This is a genomic window from Musicola keenii (assembly GCF_014855505.1).
GTDB classification, from domain to species: domain Bacteria; phylum Pseudomonadota; class Gammaproteobacteria; order Enterobacterales; family Enterobacteriaceae; genus Musicola; species Musicola paradisiaca.
Genome location: NZ_JAAWVW010000032.1, coordinates 1 through 16,864, shown reverse-complemented (window position 1 = coordinate 16,864; position 16,864 = coordinate 1). Strand labels below are relative to the sequence as shown.

Below are 16,864 nucleotides of genomic sequence, written 5' to 3'. Positions count from 1 at the left end.
CCACCCACCACCCACCACCGGCATCCTCCGGTATAAGCTGCTCGGCGATAATTGGGCTGGGATTCGTCGGATCCACACTCAGAGAGTTCAGCGACGCCCGGCGCTGTTCGTTGACCAGCTTGATTTGCGCCGGATCGGCAAGCCATTTTGGTGCACTGTTACGCTGGACAACATGATGTAAACAGGGATGAAAGAAAGCACGCCGTGAGCGTTGCCGCGACCATGGCACAACAAGCAGGCAAAAAAAACCCCGCCATCAAGGCGGGGAAAAGACAGGGATGGTGTCTATGGCAAGGAAAGGTTACTTCTCAACAACACACTACTCTCAGCACTACACACTACATCTCAGCACGACTCACTACTCGGAACTGACGGATTGTCCCTGGCGGAACATATCCATACTTCTGGCGCTCTGGTCAGCCGCTATCTGCTGACGAACATCCTGCATATTCTGTTCATGCTGGTGATTCAGCATTGTCTTCTGGTCCGGGGTCAACAGCTTGTACATCTGATTGCGAACCCTGGCCATTTCGACTTGGCGTGCTATTTGCGCTTCGGCCATTCGGCTGATTTGCGCTCGCACTGCGGAAGCATCGAATTTATCCGCCGTGACCAGTCGGTACATCGTCTCAACATCATCAATATCGTAAAGAGGCGGCGGCATATTGCGTACCTGGCGCGTCAAATCACGCATTTGCTGGCGCTGTTGTTCAGTCAACTTCACAGCATCAAACATACCCTGCTGACTCTCTTCACGTTTCATGGCAGATTCATCCCGATAACAGAGCCCTTTCGTAAGAGACCCATTTCCGGCAGCCATCGCTGCTCCGGTTACCAGCATCAACAGTGAAGCGACTGACAACGTGATGGTGGTGCCCTGCATCAATGACTCCTCAATTCGGTGAGCTGCTCTGTGAATCGATGAAGCTCAGTCTAATTACCCTGCTGCAAACATGCGTCAGACGATGTAAAACTACGTAAAGTCATGGAATAGCAGCGATCTATGACGTATTTTGCCCATGGAGGTAGGTGACTTATGAATAAAATTCTGTTGGTTGATGACGATAAAGAGCTGACATCCCTGCTCAAGGAACTGCTTGAAATGGAAGGTTTTAGCGTCGTTGTTGCCCACGATGGCGAACAGGCGTTGAGCGTACTGGATGATTCGATCGACCTACTGTTGCTGGACATCATGATGCCCAGAAAAAACGGCATCGATACACTCAAAGAGCTGCGTCAACGCTACCAGACGCCGGTGATTATGCTGACGGCCCGCGGCAGCGAGCTGGATCGCGTGCTCGGTCTGGAGCTCGGGGCGGACGATTACCTGCCGAAGCCGTTCAATGACCGGGAACTGGTTGCCCGCATCCGAGCCATTCTGCGTCGTTCCAATTGGACTGACCAACAACAAGCGGGCGAAGCCGGCGCCCCCACCATTGAAGTTGACGCGCTGCGCCTCAATCCGGGCCGCCAGGAAGCCAGTTTCGATCACGTCGTGCTGGAACTGACCGGGACGGAATTCACCCTGCTGTACCTGCTAGCGCAACGCCTCGGACAGGTGGTTTCCCGCGAGCACCTCAGCCAGGAAGTGCTGGGCAAGCGTCTTACGCCGTTTGATCGCGCCATCGATATGCATATCTCCAATCTGCGCCGGAAACTGCCGGAACGTAAAGACGGCTTACCCTGGTTCAAAACATTGCGCGGCCGCGGTTATCTGATGGTTTCCACGGCATGATCAACAGCCTGACCGCGCGTATCTTCGCTATTTTTTGGTTGACGCTGGCGCTGGTGCTGGTGCTGGTGCTGTTATTGCCCAAACTGGACTCCCGCCAGCTGACGCCACTGCTGGAAAGCGAGCAACGCCAAGGGCTGATGCTGGAACAGCACATCGAAATGGAACTGGCCACCGACCCGGCCAACGACTTGCTCTGGTGGCGACGCCTGTTCCGCGTGATCGACAAATGGGCGCCGCCCGGCCAGCGTTTGCTATTAGTTACCAGCGAAGGGCGTGTCATCGGCGCGCAGCGTCAGGAAATGCAGATCGTCCGTAACTTTATCGGCCAGTCCGATAACGCGGATTTCCCGCAGAAAAAGAATTACGGTCGGGTGGAATTGCTGGGGCCATTCGCCATCCGCGACGGTGAAGACAACTACATGATGTACATGATTCGCCCAGCCAACAGTCCGCAATCCGATTTCATCAATCTGTTGTTTGACCGCCCATTGTTGCTGTTATTGGTCACGATGCTCACCAGCTCGCCGCTGTTGCTGTGGCTAGCCTGGAGCCTGGCAAAACCGGCGCGGAAGCTGAAAAATGCCGCGGATGAAGTCGCCCGAGGCAACCTGCGCCAGCACCCGGAACTGGAATCTGGCCCGCAGGAATTTCGCGCCACCGGCTCCAGTTTCAACCAGATGGTTAGTGCGCTTGAACGCATGGTAACTGCCCAACAACGTCTGTTGTCCGATATTTCCCACGAACTGCGTACCCCGCTGACCCGTTTGCAATTGGCGACGGCGCTACTGCGTCGGCGTCAGGGCGAAAATAACGAGCTGAATCGCATTGAAACGGAAACCCAACGGCTCGATAGCATGATCAATGATTTGCTGGTGCTGTCGCGTAATCAGCATAAGAACGAACTGTCGCGCGAAGTGCTGAAAGCGGACGAACTGTGGAGCGATGTGCTGGCCGATGCCGGTTTTGAAGCGGAACAGATGGGGAAAACGCTGGAGGTGCTTGCGCCGCCGGGCCCATGGCCATTATTCGGCAACCCGACGGCCCTCGACAGCGCACTGGAAAATATCGTTCGCAACGCACTGCGTTATTCTTACAGTCGCATCGCCGTCTCTTTCTCCGTCGACAATCAGGGAGTCACTATTGTCGTCGGGGACGACGGCCCCGGCGTCAGCCCGGAAGATCGGGAGCAGATTTTCCGCCCGTTTTTCCGTACCGACGAAGCGCGCGACCGCGAATCCGGCGGTACCGGCCTGGGGTTGGCGATTGTCGAAACGGCCATCACCCAGCACCGCGGCTGGATCAAAGCGGACGATAGCCCGCTGGGCGGATTGCAGCTCACACTATGGCTGCCGCTGTACCAGCATTGACCGCATCCCCCCACGCAATAACGGGCCACGCACTCCCTTGTCGTCGCCCGTAAAAACGCCGTTTCAATCACCTGTTGCACGAAGTCGTCATACTGTCTATCTATCATCACAACCACGATGCCCACACATTGAGTTTTTCCATTGGTCGGGTAGAGTGTTGTGCCAGATATCACCGGTTAGCCGCCGGAAGAGAAATTATCCCATCAGATACGTTCTGAGCACGATCTGACGGGATACGTTCTTGATGTTGCCTGATACCTTGCACAGGAAAAGGACATGAAAGGATTAGCCTTACTGGCTGGATTGACTGCCATGCTGATGAATGCTCCTGTGTTTGCATCCAGCGATAGCGTATGTGGTTTCTCCGATGCCGACTGCGGCGTGCCCGCACTCCCTTATCTATTGCCGGATAACGACACCCGAACCAATCTGATACTGCTGCAAAGCAGCAGAAACCGTATTTCATTACCGATCCCGCAACCGCCACCGGATCAACCGCATTCCCGCGACGATCCATTCACTGCTTACCGGGTGATGGGGCTGGCCGCTACCGAACAGGATGACGACAACACCACGGATGCCGCCAGCGATGCAGCGCAGAACAGAGACAATGCGACTCCCCAGCCCAACGCCGCGCTGGTGCAAAAAGCTGGGTTGCTGCATCTGCCGGAACCGGTTCTGGAAAAACTGCGTAATTTAACGCCGATCGATCTGGAGGGCCGCTGGATTTCCAACGATCTCACCACGCTGGAGGCGTTTTTCGATCTGCTGCGCGGCGACGGAGAACTGACGAATGATCAGCGGGTCTCGCTGGCGTTGGCACGCATCAACATGCTCGCTGCCGATTATTCCGTCGGCAATGTCAATGCCGATTTGGCCTCCCTGCCGGGGAAAGGCCATGCGGACGAGCTCCGCCGTTACCTTGCCGCCGTAGCGGCATTTTACGACGGGAACCTGGAACAGGCTGAAAGCGGGTTTCAACAACTGTTGCCGGCAGGCCAGACCTGGGTGGCGGAAACTGCCCGTTATATGCTGATCCGGGTCGCCATCAACGAAGCCATGAAAGACGCGCTCGACGAATACAGCATGTTCGATGCCCGAAAAATGGACCGGAACGCCGGGCAAAAAGCGGTTCAGCGTATTGACGACTATCTGAAAAATTATCCACAAGGTCGTTATGTCGACTCGGCGCGGGGGTTGTACCGCCGCGCCTACTGGATCAGCGGCGATATCGTCGCTCTCGCGCGGCAGTTCAGCCAGGCGTTGAGCAACGCCAACAGCGTCGACGATCTATTGGGGATCAGCAATGAAGTCGACAACAAACTGTTGGAAGACAGCCGTTTCGTCACTTCCGCCGATACGCCGATCCTGATGCTGGTGCAGGACATCAAACGCCTGCGCAGCCCGGAAGGCTGGATGAGCCTGCCAGCGCTGACGCAGGAAGAGTTGAACCAACAGCAGCCTTTATTCGAACAGGCAAACATGCAGGATGCATTCCTCTATTTGCAAGCCGCCTACCAGTTCTATCTGAAGCGGGATTATGCCGCGGTGGTCACGCTGCTGCCGATGACCACCGACAAAGACATCACCAACGTGATCACCTTCAGCAATCAGGTGCTGCGCGGGCTGGCCATGCAGCAGCAACAACAGTGGGATGCAGCGGAAGCGCACTGGCGCCACCTATTGATGCTGAAAACCAGCTACACCCAACAGCAATATCTGCAACTGCTACTGGCCCAGACGTTGGTGGACAGCGGGCAACCGGAACGGGTATTCACACCGGAAAGCCCGGTGAAAAATTTGCGGTTCCGCTCTGCGATCCTGAAAGTCAGTGCCGATGCCGAGTTGCTGCGCCGCCAAACCGGCGCTCAGCAGTCTCATGAAGAGCGCGCCATCGCCCTGCACACATTGCTGACTAAACAACTGAGTCACCACGACTATGCCGGGTTCCTGCAAGACAGCGCATTGCTTAAAACCATCGCACCGCTGGAAAGTACGGAAAACCAAAGTTGGAACGAAGAAGATCTGACGGTATTCGACTGGGACGGCAGCGACACCGAAGACGGGTACGAGTGCCCGTCATTAAAAGAAACCGTCGTCACATTGAGCCAAAACCCCAACGATGCACATGCCATCAACTGTATGGGCGAATTTGTACTGCGTAGCGGGAATAGCGTGGGGTTCGACTGGGGCGAAAACAACATGCTCAACGGTTTGACGGGCGCGAAAACCCGTTATCAGGGGCAGGAATACACCCGCCTTGACGGCTACATGCAGGTCATCGCCGATCCGAAAGCGCCGCCGGAAGATAAAAGTTACGCGCTGTATCGCGCCGTCTACTGCTACGCGCCCAGTGGTTATAACGATTGCGGCTCGCAGGATATCAGCAAGGAAACACGCAACGCCTGGTTCCGCCAGTTGAAAACAGACTACAAAGGCAGTCAATGGGCAAGGCAGCTCAAGTATTACTGGTAAGCGGCCTCCTGCTGGCCTGCCTGTGGTGTTTGCCCTTTTCCGCTGACAGCGCGTCGGCTCACGATACTACCGTCAATGCCGACCGCTATCAGGCATTTTGGTTGTGGGCGGCGGTGCAGCCTCAGCCGGTTCTCCATCAGGCGAACACGCTGTATTTGCATCAGGGTGAACTGGCCAGGCGCAATGGCAAAAACGTCTTTCTGCGTCAGGGGTTGCCGCCCAGCCGGCTGGCGGTCAAACACCTTTGGCTCTCTTTTCGTGTTTCCGAGCTGGTCATCAACGAACACGAATGGAGCCAGTTGCTGCGATTACGGCAACGTTGGAGCGCCTACGGCAACCCGGTGGAAGGTATTCAGATTGATTTCGACGCCAAAAGCCGCCATCTGGCCCACTACGCCGCATTCCTGCAGGAATTACGCAAACGCCTGCCGCCAGGCTGCAAGTTAAGTATCACCGGCCTGTTGGACTGGACCAAAAACGGCGATATCGGGCAGTTGAACCAGCTCAACGGCGTGGTAGACGAATTGGTGGTGCAGACTTATCAAGGGCGGCGCACCGTCGCCACCTACGCCGACTATCTGCCTTCATTATTGGCCCTGAAGCTACCGTTTCGCATCGGGTTGGTGCAGCACGGCAAGTGGAACGAACAGTGGCAACGCCGCCTGTCCGCCTCGCCGTTCTATCTGGGCGAAGTGGTATTTCTGCTTAATCCGACGCCGTCGTCCCACGCACCGTTACTCGACCGGCGTTGATCGACCGGCGTTGCCCCCAGAAACGCCGCTATCCCGGATATGCGCAAGCGTGGCTGGAAGGGGATCCGCCATACGCTCCGGCCAGGATCCCATGTGCTTCAGCGCGTCAGCGGCGGCCGCCAAAACCATTCTGCCGCCAGGCCTCATAGCTGATGATGGCGACCGAATTGGACAGATTCAAACTGCGGCAATCCGGCTCCATCGGAATCCGAATGCGGAATGCCGGATCAAAACCGTTACGAATATCATCCGGCAGGCCGGCGGTTTCCGAGCCAAACAGCAGCACATCGCCCGGCTGATAGGCCGGTTCGTCATAGGGGCGGCTGCCCTTGGTGGTACAGGCGAAAATCCGGCATCCCGCCACCGCGCCAATAAACGACGAGTAATCCGGATGCCGCTTAACGTTCGCCAGATCATGATAATCCAACCCAGCCCGACGTAATTTCTTCTCTTCGAAATCAAATCCCAAGGGTTCAATCAGGTGCAACGTACAACCGTTATTGGCCGCCAGACGAATGATATTGCCGGTATTGGGCGCAATCTGAGGTTCATAAAGCGCAATATGAAACATAATAAACATCAGGAACGGGGGAAAGGTGGGCCGGAGTATACCGCATCCGGCCGACACGCCCCAACGCACAGTTTACGGCGGACAGCGCGGCCCTTGCGGATTACACTGGCGGCAACGTCATAGCAATCATGATACGGAGGCGTGTATGAAAACACTGTTCAGGCTGGCGATGCTCGTGCTGGCACTGCCATTGGCGGCACAGGCGGCCAGCCAGATATCCCCGCAACAGCAACAGTTCGAAAACGGCATCAGCAGCCAAAAACGGTTATTGCAGGAAATGCAACAAACGCAAAAACTGCAACAGCAGCAACTAAACCAGGATATCCGGCAGCAGAGCCAGAATCAGCAACAGCAGTTGAAGCAGCAATTGGAACAGAATCGCCAACGCATCCAGCAGGCCAGCCCCGGCAACACCAACCGGACTTACTGATTGATGCCGGCCGGCGTCATCAACGTCGCCGACCGGTTAGGATCACACTCTGACGCCCATCATGGTCAGGATCAGCGGCGTCGTCACGGCGGCCAGCGCCGTCGACATCACCAAACTGGCGGCAACCGGGCCGCCCAGCACATTAAACTGACGCGACATCAAATAGATATTGACGCCTACCGCCATCGACCCCAGCAGCACCACCACACGGGTTTCCATCTGCGGCAAACCAAGTGCTATCGCCAGCCCCCAAACCACCAGTGGCTGCACCACCAGTTTGAGCACGCACAACACCGCACTTAACTGCCAGCCGTCGCGAATGCGATACTCCGCCAGCCCCATGCCCAGCGCCACCAGCGACAGCGGCACCGCAATTTGCCCCAACATGGCGATCGGCTGGTCGAGGGTGGAAGGCAACGGCAACCCGGTGAGGCTATACAGCGTGCCGGACAGAATGCCGATAATCAGCGGATTTTTCAGCACCCCGATCGCGGTACGAGTGAACCCTTTCATCGACAGCGAACCGTTGCGCGCCCATTCCACCGACACCGTCACCAACGTCCATAGAATCAGGCCGTTAAACACCAGAACCAGCGCCACGGCCGGCACCGCTTCCTGCCCCAGTATCAGCGTAGCGATGGGCAGCCCCAGCATCACGTTATTGGAAAAGATACCGCCGAGCGCGAACACCGAGCCGGAAACACCGTCCAACTTGAATATCCTGCTGGCGACGATGCGTCCGATGACGAAAACGATCAGGCAACTGCCGAAAAAAGCGATCAGCAGTCGCGCATCCACCGCCGGACGTTTGGAGAAATCGCACATCATGCGGAACAACATGGCGGGCAACGCCACCGAGAACACGAACTTGCTGATGGCGTCCGTCACGGTGGTCGGCCATTTGCCGTAGCGAATCAGCACATACCCCAGAACAATCAGCACGAACAACGGCAACGAAAGAAAAATCTGGTGCCAAAGAGAGACAATAAATATGGGCATCGCCCTTTCCTTAAAGAATACGAGTCCCAATGGGCGCAGGCTGATGGCGGCTCGCGGCGGAGAGCGCGGCTCCACACCGGGGGCGGGTTCGACGACCCGGAGTCATACAGGAAACGCCTGACGGAACACGCTGGTTATTCGCCGGTGCGCATCCCGTCAGGACAGGCGGCATTTAGCCGGCGTTGAATTGTGGTCCGATCAAATCTATCCGGTCGGTACAGATGCAGTCAACGCCCCATTGCAGCAGCATGCGCGCTCGCTCCGGCTGGTTAACGGTGTAGACCAGAATGTGCAGCCCGGCGTCTTTCAGTTGCTTCACGCGAGCGTCATCCAACAACTTGTGGTTGAGATGAATCGACACGCAGCCCAGCCGTTTAGTCAGAGCAAGCCAATCGTCATCCCATTCATCCAGCAGCAACCCGCGCGGCAGTTCCGGCGCCGCCTGTTGCGCGGCTTCCAGCGCCTCGACGGAAAACGACGACAGCAACGGCGCAATCGGTTGTGCGCGCCACAGCTCACGCGCAGCCAGCGCCACCGCGCGGCCGGTTTCCCCCTCACAGCCGGTGGTGGGCTTAATCTCGATATTCACCGCCATGTCATACTGCGCGCAGCGCCTGGCCACCTCCGACAACAACGGCAGCCGCTCACCACGAAATTGACCACTGAACCAGGCGCCGGCATCCAGCCCGACCAATTTGTCCCACGGCAACTCGCCCGCCACGCCCCAACCGTTACTGGTGCGTTCCAACGTATCGTCGTGCAACAGGAAAATCTGGCCGTCCTGAGACAGCTTGGCGTCACACTCCATCATCCGGTGCCCATGCCGCGCGCCGACATCAATCGCCGCCAATGTGTTTTCCGGCGCCAGCGCACCGCCGCCGCGATGGGCGACAATAGCGGGATAAGGCCAACTGTTCATACTTCCATCCGTAATCCGCTTTGAGAATCAAAGAGATGCCACGCATTTTCCGGCAGTTTCAACCACAAGGTCGAACCGACGGGCGGGCAGCATTCATGCGACAGACGCACCACGATATTTTGCCCCGCCCATTGGCCATGCGCCAGATTATCCGCGCCCAACAGTTCCAACGTCGCCACCACCATCGGTATGCCGTCTGTGCCGGTCGTGGACGGCAAAATGTGCTCCGGGCGCATGCCCAGCGTAACGCTGCGTCCCTGCCATTCCGGTTTCGCCACCGGCAGCGGCAGCGAGAAATCCGCCGCCAGCGCGACCCGGCAGCCGTCAGCGCTCACCTGTCCGGCCCACAGATTCATGGCGGGCGAACCGATGAAACTGGCGACAAACAGCGAGGCCGGTTTACGGTAAATCTCGGCGGGCGCGCCAATTTGCTCCGCGACGCCTTTATTCATCACCATCACCCGATGGGCCAGCGTCATCGCCTCCACCTGATCGTGAGTCACGTACAGGCTGGTGGTTTGCAGCCGTTTGTGCAGTTGTTGCAGTTCAAGACGCATCTGCACCCGCAGCTTGGCGTCGAGGTTGGACAACGGCTCGTCGAATAGAAACACCGCCGGTTCACGCACGATAGCGCGCCCCATCGCCACACGCTGACGCTGTCCGCCGGAGAGTTCGCGCGGTTTACGCTCCAACAGCGGCAACAATTCCAGAATGCGCGCCGCGTCTTCCACCCGCTGGCGAATCTGCGTTTTGCCGAAACCACGAATTTTCAGGCCGTAGGCCATGTTGTCGAAGACGCTCATATGCGGATAAAGCGCGTAATTCTGGAACACCATCGCAATACCGCGATCTTTTGGCTCTTTGTCGGTGACACGCTCATCGCCGATGTAAATATCGCCGCTGGAGGTCTGCTCCAGACCCGCCACCATACGCAGCAAGGTGGATTTACCGCAGCCGGACGGGCCGACCATCACCACGAACTCGCCGTCCGCTACATCCAGGTCGATCGGCTTAATCACCTGATTTTTGCCGTCATAAGACTTGGTGACGGCCTGAAGTTTTAAACATGCCATAAAAATTATTTCTCACTATCAACCAGACCGCGCACAAACCAACGCTGCATCAGCAACACAATCAACAGCGGCGGCAACAGAGTTATCAACATCGCCGCCATCACCTGATGCCAGGGGGTCGCGGTATCGCCGGTGGCGATCATACTTTGAATACCCGCCACCGCCGTGCCCAGATGAGGATCATTGACGATCAGCAACGGCCACAGATACTGATTCCAGCCGTAGATAAAGGTGATGACGAACAGCGCCGCCAGATTGGTTTTGGACAACGGCAGCACGATGTCGAAGAAAAAACGCATCGGGCTGGCGCCATCGATGCGCGCCGCTTCCAGCAATTCGTTCGGCAACGTCATGAAGAACTGACGGAACAGAAAGGTGGCAGTGGCGGACGCCATCACCGGTAACGTTAACCCGACATAGCTGTTGGTCATGTTGAGATGAGAAATCACCTCGACCGTCGGGAAAATACGCACTTCCACCGGCAGCATCAGGGTGGCGAAGATCATCCAAAAGAACAGATTGCGGCATGGGAAACGGAAATAGACGATGGCATAAGCCGACAACATCGAAACGCTGATTTTGCCGAGGGTGATCGCCAGCGCCATCACGAAGCTGTTAAACAGCATCAGGCCAAACGGCGCACTGTTGTTATCGCCCACGCCATGCTGCCAGATAGACGTCAGGTTTTCCCACAGATGGCCGCCGGGCAGCAACGACATCGGCACCTGTGTGATCTGCGCCTGACTCTGGCTCGCCGCGACCAACGCCACATACAGCGGGAACAACACCACCACAATGGCGACCACCAGCACGGCATGACTGAACATATCCAGCCCGCGACGATGCTCAATCATCCGGCTTCCTGTCATGGTAAACCTGCTCATTGATAGTTCACCTTACGCTCGACAAAGCGGAACTGAATCACCGTCAACACGCTTACGACCAGCATCAACACCACCGACTGCGCCGCCGAACTGGAAAGATCAAGGCCGGCAAACCCTTCGCGGTAAATCTTGTAGATCAGCGTGGTCGTTGCCTGTACCGGCCCACCGCCGGTGGCCGCGTCAATCACCGGAAAGGTGTCGAAAAAAGCGTAGTTCAGGTTGATCACCAGCAGGAAGAAACTCACCGGCGAAATCAGCGGCAGTACCAGATTGAAGAAACGGCGCACCGGCCCGGCGCCGTCAATCGCCGCCGCTTCAATCAGTGAACGGGGGATAGACTGCAACGCCGCCAGGAAAAACAGGAAGTTATAGCTAATCTGCTTCCACACCGAGGCCAGCACTACCAGAAACATCGCCTGGCCGCTGTACTGGGCGTGGTTCCAGTCATAGCCCCACTGGTGCAGCAACCAGGTGATCAGCCCCAGACCGGGGTTGAACAGAAACATCCACAGCACCGCCGCCACCGCGGGCGCCACGGCGTAAGGCAGAATCAGCAGCGTCTGATACAGGCGGCTAAAACGCAGGGTGTAATCCACCAGCGCGGCCAGAAACAGCGACACGATAAGCCCAGACGCCGCCACCAAAAAACTGAACAGCAACGTGGTGTAAAACGAGCCGAGGTAATAGCTGTCGTGAAGCAGATTGAGGAAATTATCCAGCCCGACAAACCGGCTGGAGAGGCCGAACGGATCCACACTCTGTACCGAATACCAGAGCGCCTGCCCGGCGGGCCAGATGAAGAAGATCACCGTAATGGCCAGCTGCGGCAGCACCAGCAGGTAAGGCAGCAGGCTGCGGCCAAAAACAGGACGGGAAGCAGTCATGCGCAAGGTTCTCAGAAAACAGGGTTCTCAGACAGGGGCGGCCGAATCCCTTCGGCCTGGAATGCAGTTACTTGTTCGCTTGTTCGAAACGGCGCAACAACACATTGCCGCGCTCCACAGCGGCATCCAGCGCCTGCTGCGGGGTCTTTTTGCCGGTCCAGACGCTTTCCAGCTCTTCATCCACGATGGTACGAATCTGCGGCATATTGCCCAGACGCAGCCCTTTGGTGAACGGCAACGGCGCTTTGTTCAGCATCTGACGGGTGGCGATGTCGGCGCCAGGGTTCTTATCATAGAAACCCTGCTGCTTGGTCAGTTCGTAAGCGGCGGTCGTGATCGGCAGATAACCGGTCTTCTGGTGCCACTCGGCGGCGATTTCCGGCGTAGACAGGAATTGCAGAAACTCCGCCACGCCTTTGTAGGTGGCGGCATCTTTACCGTTCATCACCCACAGGCTGGCCCCGCCGATAATGGCGTTCTGCGGCGCGCCTTTCACATCGGCGTCATACGGCATCATGGCGACACCGTAGTTGAATTTGGCGTACTGCCGGATATTTGCCAGCGAACCGGACGACGCGGTGGTCATGGCGCAGTCGCCGTTATAGAACTTCTCGGTCGGTTCGTCTTTACGGCCGTAATAGGTGAAATCACCCTTCTTGTTCATGTCTTCCAGCATCTGGATGTGTTTGACCTGAACCGGCTTGTTGAACTCCAGTACCGCATCAAGACCGTCGAACCCGTTATTTTTAGTGGCGATCGGCAGACCATGCCAGGCGCTGAAGTTTTCAATCTGAATCCAGCCCTGCCAGCCGCTGGCGTAACCGCATTTCATGCCGGAGGCGCGCAGCTTCGCGGTGTACTCGGCCATCTGCTGCCAGGTTTTCGGCGCTTGCTCCGGATCCAGACCGGCTTTTTTGAAGGCATCTTTGTTGTAGTACAGCACCGGCGTAGAGCTGTTGAACGGCTGGGACAGTAGGTGTCCGGTTTTGGAATCGGAATAATAACCGGAAACGGTCGGCACGAAGATTTTCTCGTCGTAAGGCACACCGGCGTCTTTGAAGACCTGATACACCGGCTTGATCGCCTTGCTGGCCATCATGGTGGCGGTGCCCACTTCATACACCTGCAGGATGGCCGGCGCATTACCGCTACGATAAGCCGCAATACCCGCCGCCAGACTCTGCTCGTAGTTGCCTTTGTAAACCGGGACAATCTTCACATCGCTGTGCGTCTGGTTGAAGCGATCCGCCAGCGAGCTGACGGTTTTACCCAGTTCCCCTTCCATCGAGTGCCAAAACGGGATTTCGGTAACGGCTTGCGCCTGTGCGCTGGCGGCTAACGCCATAATGACGACGGCGGCGGTTTTACGGATAGCGTGCTGAAACATGCTGTCTCCTGAGAGGTTGTTATCGCGATTATTGAGCGGAAAAGCGCGTTTATATTCGGCAGGTAACATGACACGCCCAAATGACAGAAAAATAATTTTCACATGACAACCCGATGACAATGCATACGATTGCAAGGCAGCGCTCAGATGTGCTGCTTCATGGCGAAACACTCAGGCCAAAAAACGTATCCATTTGATTAATATCAATTATTATTTTATCCAGCGATCGTCAAGCTCTCGATATCAAGCGCGGTGGGCTAGCCAGCTACGCGGCCATCCGTTCCTAAACGGTATTGCTCACTGCATCACTGACCGGCATCGGTTCATCGGCGTTCGCGGATTGGCAGTCTGACTGCAGCACGATTTATTTAGGGTATATATGGGAGCAATAACGTTTCATCGGGAATAATAACGTTTCATCAAGATAAGCGGAACATCTGAATATGCTTCATTCTTGCTGGAACATAATGAAGGTAACGCTTATCACCGGTTATTATGATTAGATTTTTAGGTAATACGTTTTTTTATTCGTAGTAATAATGATGATTCGAATCTCATCGGTAAAAATATGAAATGTCTGTTACTCATCACAGAATAACCTGATGATATCGGTTACGGGTAATTATCGTTTACGCTACCTGAATATGAACCGCCATTATCCAATGTGGCTGAAATATGCGCATTGCCGCACAACCCTAAATAATGTGAGCCTCAGAAAATCTGTCAGTGAGTGAACGTCGATGAATAGGATCCCATCAGTGATGCAGTGAACAACACCGTTCCGAGAGCGGATAAGAACACCGCGCCAACCGCCCTATAACGCCAACGCGCCAGCGACATGACGCATGATGGGTATAAACCACCGCCAGACAAACCGTCGGTTGCGCATTCCACATTTCCCTTCGCATAAATACCAAATAACAGGTAATGGTATGAGCTCTGATAACCAAAACAGCTTAACCCGGCTCACAAAAATAGATTTTATTAGGTATTATGATTCTGCTATCTAACAGACGGGAGATCGACAAACTCAATAATATTTTTTATTCTTAATCCGTAATATTGTGTTTCAAAGCAGGATGATGAGTAATTTATCGCCATGCATATTTATACGCTATCGAAATCAGTTATTAGTCGTTTCATTTAATTATTTTACTTAAATTAACCATTAATCATCTGATTATTTCCAGTAAAACGTATGGCGTTATCAACAACGTCGGTACAGCGAGTAGACAATATGAGAAAGGGAGATAAGTCAGTCAATTTAGGGCATCACGCACGGCTAACCACGCATCTTACCGAATATCCTACCTTAAGAGCCTAGTCGGTTAGGTTCTGACAGATGTCAGATGCGTTTTATGGAATACCTATTATTAAAGTAAGGATCTTTATGAGCGTATTAAACAGAATGAAACTGGGCGCCATGCTAGGCGCAGGATTCTTGTTAGTGATCATCATTAGTTTTCTGGTCGCCGTGTTTGGCCGTGGGCAACTGGTCAAGCTGGGAGATGATATCGAGGAACTCTCCAACATAACGCTCACCAATATGATACTGATTCAGGAAGCCAAAACCGGCTTCGATACCAACGCCCGTTTGGTGCTCAATATTGGGCTCAGCGACAACCCCGAACGCATTCAGCATGAAAAACAGCAGATCGACCGGCAAATCGCCCGTAATACCGAAGTCTTGAAAGAACTGGGCACCCGGCTATCCGTACCAGAAACCAAACACCTGCTTGAACAACTCACCCAGGCCCGGCCAGCCTACCTGAGCGCCTTTAACAAAGCGGTTGAATATGGCATGTCCAATCAACCTGAACTGCGCACACAGGCGCGCGACATCATGCTCAACGAGATGCAGCGGGCACAGAAAGGCGTTTTCCAGGCGCTGGATGGCATGATGGAGGTGCAGAAAAAAAATACCCTCAGCGTGGTTGAAAACTCCATGCACAAGGCCCGATCCGATGGCGCCATCATGCTGATACTGGCGCTATCAGCGGCATTGACCGGCGCACTAACCGCCTGGTTCATCACCCGCATCATCAAAAACCAACTGGGTGGCGAACCGGTCTACGCCGCCGCCGTCGCGCAGGAGATTTCTAACGGCAATCTCTCGGTCAACGTTGAACTGCGCCCCGGCGACACCACCAGCGTGTTGGCCGCCATGAACGATATGCGGGAAAACCTGAGCCGCATCGTCAGCCAGGTGCGTGACAGCAGCGAATCCATTTCCACCGGCGCCGGCGAGATCGCTGCCGGCAGTACCGACCTTAGCCAGCGTACCGAAGAACAGGCCGCCAGCCTGCAGCAAACCGCCGCGTCGATGGAGCAGATGAGCCAGGCGCTGCATCATAACGGAGAAACCGTCCGCGCCGTGACCCAACTGGCGCAGTCCGCCAGCCTTACCGCCGCGAAAGGCGGCGAGGCCGTCAACAACATCGTGCGCACCATGCAGGATATCTCCAGCAGTTCCAGCAAAATCGGCGACATCATCGGTGTGATTGACGGCATCGCGTTCCAGACTAACATTCTGGCGCTCAATGCCGCAGTGGAAGCCGCCCGCGCCGGCGAACAGGGCCGCGGTTTCGCGGTGGTAGCCGGTGAAGTCCGCTCCCTGGCGCAGCGTTCGGCATCCGCCGCCAAGGAAATAAAAACGCTGATCGACGATAGCGTGAACAAGGTTGAAATCGGCTCTCACTTAGTAACCGAAGCCGGCACCACCATTGATGAGCTGGTGGGACAAGCCCGTCAGGTCGCCACGCTGATCAGCGACATCGGCGTCACCACACAAGAACAGGAGTCCGGTATTACCCAGATCAATGACGCGGTCAATCAGCTTGATCAAGTCACCCAGCAGAACGCGGCGCTGGTGGAGGAATCCGCCAGCGCGGCCGATAGCCTGAGCGACCAGGCGGCGAAACTGGTGGAACTGATGAGCTCGTTCAAGATTCAGAATCTGGCATCGCCTCGCGTCGCCCAGCCGACGCAAAGAACCCCGCTACCCAACAAACTGGCCTTGGCAACCAACACCCGCAACGCCAACTGGGAACAGTTCTGATTCCCGCCTGATGGCCGGCGCCGCTATTCACCCCGAATAGCGGCGTCTCTCATTACAGTAAGGCGAGACGTATGGTTGGTGGCCCGAACAAACGCGCAGTCATGCAGAATGTCTTCTATATCCGTCACACCTCATGTCGTAGGCGTGTCGGCTATCAACTCATCAGAATTCACTTTCCGGCAGCATGACGGCCCTCAGATAAGCTGCCTTAGCAGGCCAATGCGTGCTTAAGTCCTGTACTCGAATTATTTTGAATATATTGTTATCGCAATCGCTATTTTTAATAAATAACCTATTTTTCAGGGTTAAAATCATCACTCAATATAAAAT

14 protein-coding genes and 1 pseudogene are annotated in these 16,864 nt (G+C 55.6%); 6 read left to right on the top strand and 9 right to left on the bottom strand.

Annotated features, from left to right (window positions below; genetic code table 11):
• Both HEP82_RS20035 and cpxP read right to left on the bottom strand, forming a co-directional pair.
• A pseudogene (locus tag HEP82_RS20035) lies at nt 1-136 on the bottom strand (phage tail-collar fiber domain-containing protein); the annotation flags it as partial.
• 222 nt (nt 137-358) lie between these two features.
• Nucleotides 359-883, bottom strand: coding sequence for a cell-envelope stress modulator CpxP (gene cpxP / locus HEP82_RS19185; RefSeq protein WP_192459513.1), 525 nt, complete (start codon nt 881-883; stop codon nt 359-361).
• 153 nt (nt 884-1,036) lie between these two features.
• On the opposite strand from cpxP, the gene cpxR reads away from it, so the two are divergent.
• The 4 genes from cpxR to HEP82_RS19165 all read left to right on the top strand — a co-directional run bounded on the left by cpxR (nt 1,037) and on the right by HEP82_RS19165 (nt 6,329).
• On the top strand, nt 1,037-1,735 hold the full coding sequence (cpxR, locus tag HEP82_RS19180) for an envelope stress response regulator transcription factor CpxR (RefSeq protein ID WP_192459512.1): 699 nt from the start codon (nt 1,037-1,039) through the stop codon (nt 1,733-1,735).
• A complete protein-coding gene (gene cpxA, locus HEP82_RS19175) occupies nt 1,732-3,102 on the top strand; it encodes an envelope stress sensor histidine kinase CpxA (protein ID WP_192459511.1) in 1,371 nt (456 codons plus the stop codon). Before cpxR ends, cpxA begins: the two co-directional genes overlap by 4 nt.
• Before the next feature lie 276 nt (nt 3,103-3,378).
• On the top strand, nt 3,379-5,577 hold the full coding sequence (locus HEP82_RS19170) for a hypothetical protein (protein WP_192459510.1): 2,199 nt from the start codon (nt 3,379-3,381) through the stop codon (nt 5,575-5,577).
• Nucleotides 5,547-6,329: a DUF3142 domain-containing protein gene (locus tag HEP82_RS19165; protein WP_192459509.1), complete on the top strand. Its 783-nt coding sequence runs from the start codon at nt 5,547-5,549 to the stop codon at nt 6,327-6,329. The genes HEP82_RS19170 and HEP82_RS19165 overlap by 31 nt, the downstream gene beginning before the upstream one ends.
• A gap of 106 nt (nt 6,330-6,435) precedes the next feature.
• Here the strand turns inward: HEP82_RS19165 and HEP82_RS19160 are convergent, their stop codons facing one another.
• On the bottom strand, nt 6,436-6,900 hold the full coding sequence (locus HEP82_RS19160) for a tRNA (cytidine(34)-2'-O)-methyltransferase (protein WP_192459508.1): 465 nt from the start codon (nt 6,898-6,900) through the stop codon (nt 6,436-6,438).
• 145 nt (nt 6,901-7,045) lie between these two features.
• Here HEP82_RS19160 and HEP82_RS19155 point away from each other — a divergent pair, with 145 nt between their 5' ends.
• Nucleotides 7,046-7,330, top strand: coding sequence for a DUF2756 domain-containing protein (locus tag HEP82_RS19155; protein ID WP_015855500.1), 285 nt, complete (start codon nt 7,046-7,048; stop codon nt 7,328-7,330).
• A gap of 42 nt (nt 7,331-7,372) precedes the next feature.
• Here HEP82_RS19155 and HEP82_RS19150 read toward each other — a convergent pair whose 3' ends face one another.
• The 6 genes from HEP82_RS19150 to ugpB all read right to left on the bottom strand — a co-directional run bounded on the left by HEP82_RS19150 (nt 7,373) and on the right by ugpB (nt 13,476).
• The gene (locus HEP82_RS19150) at nt 7,373-8,329 is read right to left on the bottom strand and encodes an AEC family transporter (RefSeq protein ID WP_192459507.1); all 957 of its coding nucleotides are present in this window, start codon (nt 8,327-8,329) and stop codon (nt 7,373-7,375) included.
• 172 nt (nt 8,330-8,501) lie between these two features.
• Nucleotides 8,502-9,248, bottom strand: a complete 747-nt coding sequence (gene ugpQ / locus HEP82_RS19145; RefSeq protein ID WP_192459506.1) for a glycerophosphodiester phosphodiesterase — start codon at nt 9,246-9,248, stop codon at nt 8,502-8,504.
• Complete coding sequence (locus HEP82_RS19140; protein WP_192459505.1) at nt 9,245-10,321, bottom strand: sn-glycerol-3-phosphate import ATP-binding protein UgpC; 1,077 nt, start codon at nt 10,319-10,321, stop codon at nt 9,245-9,247. The genes ugpQ and HEP82_RS19140 overlap by 4 nt, the downstream gene beginning before the upstream one ends.
• A 5-nt stretch (nt 10,322-10,326) precedes the next feature.
• The gene (ugpE, locus tag HEP82_RS19135; RefSeq protein WP_192459514.1) at nt 10,327-11,175 is read right to left on the bottom strand and encodes a sn-glycerol-3-phosphate ABC transporter permease UgpE; all 849 of its coding nucleotides are present in this window, start codon (nt 11,173-11,175) and stop codon (nt 10,327-10,329) included.
• 26 nt (nt 11,176-11,201) lie between these two features.
• Nucleotides 11,202-12,089, bottom strand: coding sequence for a sn-glycerol-3-phosphate ABC transporter permease UgpA (gene ugpA, locus HEP82_RS19130; RefSeq protein ID WP_192459504.1), 888 nt, complete (start codon nt 12,087-12,089; stop codon nt 11,202-11,204).
• 67 nt (nt 12,090-12,156) lie between these two features.
• On the bottom strand, nt 12,157-13,476 hold the full coding sequence (ugpB, locus tag HEP82_RS19125; RefSeq protein WP_192459503.1) for a sn-glycerol-3-phosphate ABC transporter substrate-binding protein UgpB: 1,320 nt from the start codon (nt 13,474-13,476) through the stop codon (nt 12,157-12,159).
• A gap of 1,390 nt (nt 13,477-14,866) precedes the next feature.
• On the opposite strand from ugpB, the gene HEP82_RS19120 reads away from it, so the two are divergent.
• Nucleotides 14,867-16,534, top strand: coding sequence for a methyl-accepting chemotaxis protein (locus HEP82_RS19120; protein ID WP_192459502.1), 1,668 nt, complete (start codon nt 14,867-14,869; stop codon nt 16,532-16,534).
• The last annotated feature ends 330 nt before the right edge of the window (nt 16,535-16,864 follow it).

Excerpts from the sequence above, each read along its gene's own strand:
- cpxP (WP_192459513.1), bottom strand. The coding sequence starts at position 883 with ATGCAGGGCACCACCATCACGTTGTCAGTCGCTTCACTGTTGATGCTG.
- cpxR (WP_192459512.1), top strand. The coding sequence starts at position 1,037 with ATGAATAAAATTCTGTTGGTTGATGACGATAAAGAGCTGACATCCCTG.
- cpxA (WP_192459511.1), top strand. The coding sequence starts at position 1,732 with ATGATCAACAGCCTGACCGCGCGTATCTTCGCTATTTTTTGGTTGACG.
- HEP82_RS19170 (WP_192459510.1), top strand. The coding sequence starts at position 3,379 with ATGAAAGGATTAGCCTTACTGGCTGGATTGACTGCCATGCTGATGAAT.
- HEP82_RS19165 (WP_192459509.1), top strand. The coding sequence starts at position 5,547 with ATGGGCAAGGCAGCTCAAGTATTACTGGTAAGCGGCCTCCTGCTGGCC.
- HEP82_RS19160 (WP_192459508.1), bottom strand. The coding sequence starts at position 6,900 with ATGTTTCATATTGCGCTTTATGAACCTCAGATTGCGCCCAATACCGGC.
- HEP82_RS19155 (WP_015855500.1), top strand. The coding sequence starts at position 7,046 with ATGAAAACACTGTTCAGGCTGGCGATGCTCGTGCTGGCACTGCCATTG.
- HEP82_RS19150 (WP_192459507.1), bottom strand. The coding sequence starts at position 8,329 with ATGCCCATATTTATTGTCTCTCTTTGGCACCAGATTTTTCTTTCGTTG.
- ugpQ (WP_192459506.1), bottom strand. The coding sequence starts at position 9,248 with ATGAACAGTTGGCCTTATCCCGCTATTGTCGCCCATCGCGGCGGCGGT.
- HEP82_RS19140 (WP_192459505.1), bottom strand. The coding sequence starts at position 10,321 with ATGGCATGTTTAAAACTTCAGGCCGTCACCAAGTCTTATGACGGCAAA.
- ugpE (WP_192459514.1), bottom strand. The coding sequence starts at position 11,175 with ATGATTGAGCATCGTCGCGGGCTGGATATGTTCAGTCATGCCGTGCTG.
- ugpA (WP_192459504.1), bottom strand. The coding sequence starts at position 12,089 with ATGACTGCTTCCCGTCCTGTTTTTGGCCGCAGCCTGCTGCCTTACCTG.
- ugpB (WP_192459503.1), bottom strand. The coding sequence starts at position 13,476 with ATGTTTCAGCACGCTATCCGTAAAACCGCCGCCGTCGTCATTATGGCG.
- HEP82_RS19120 (WP_192459502.1), top strand. The coding sequence starts at position 14,867 with ATGAGCGTATTAAACAGAATGAAACTGGGCGCCATGCTAGGCGCAGGA.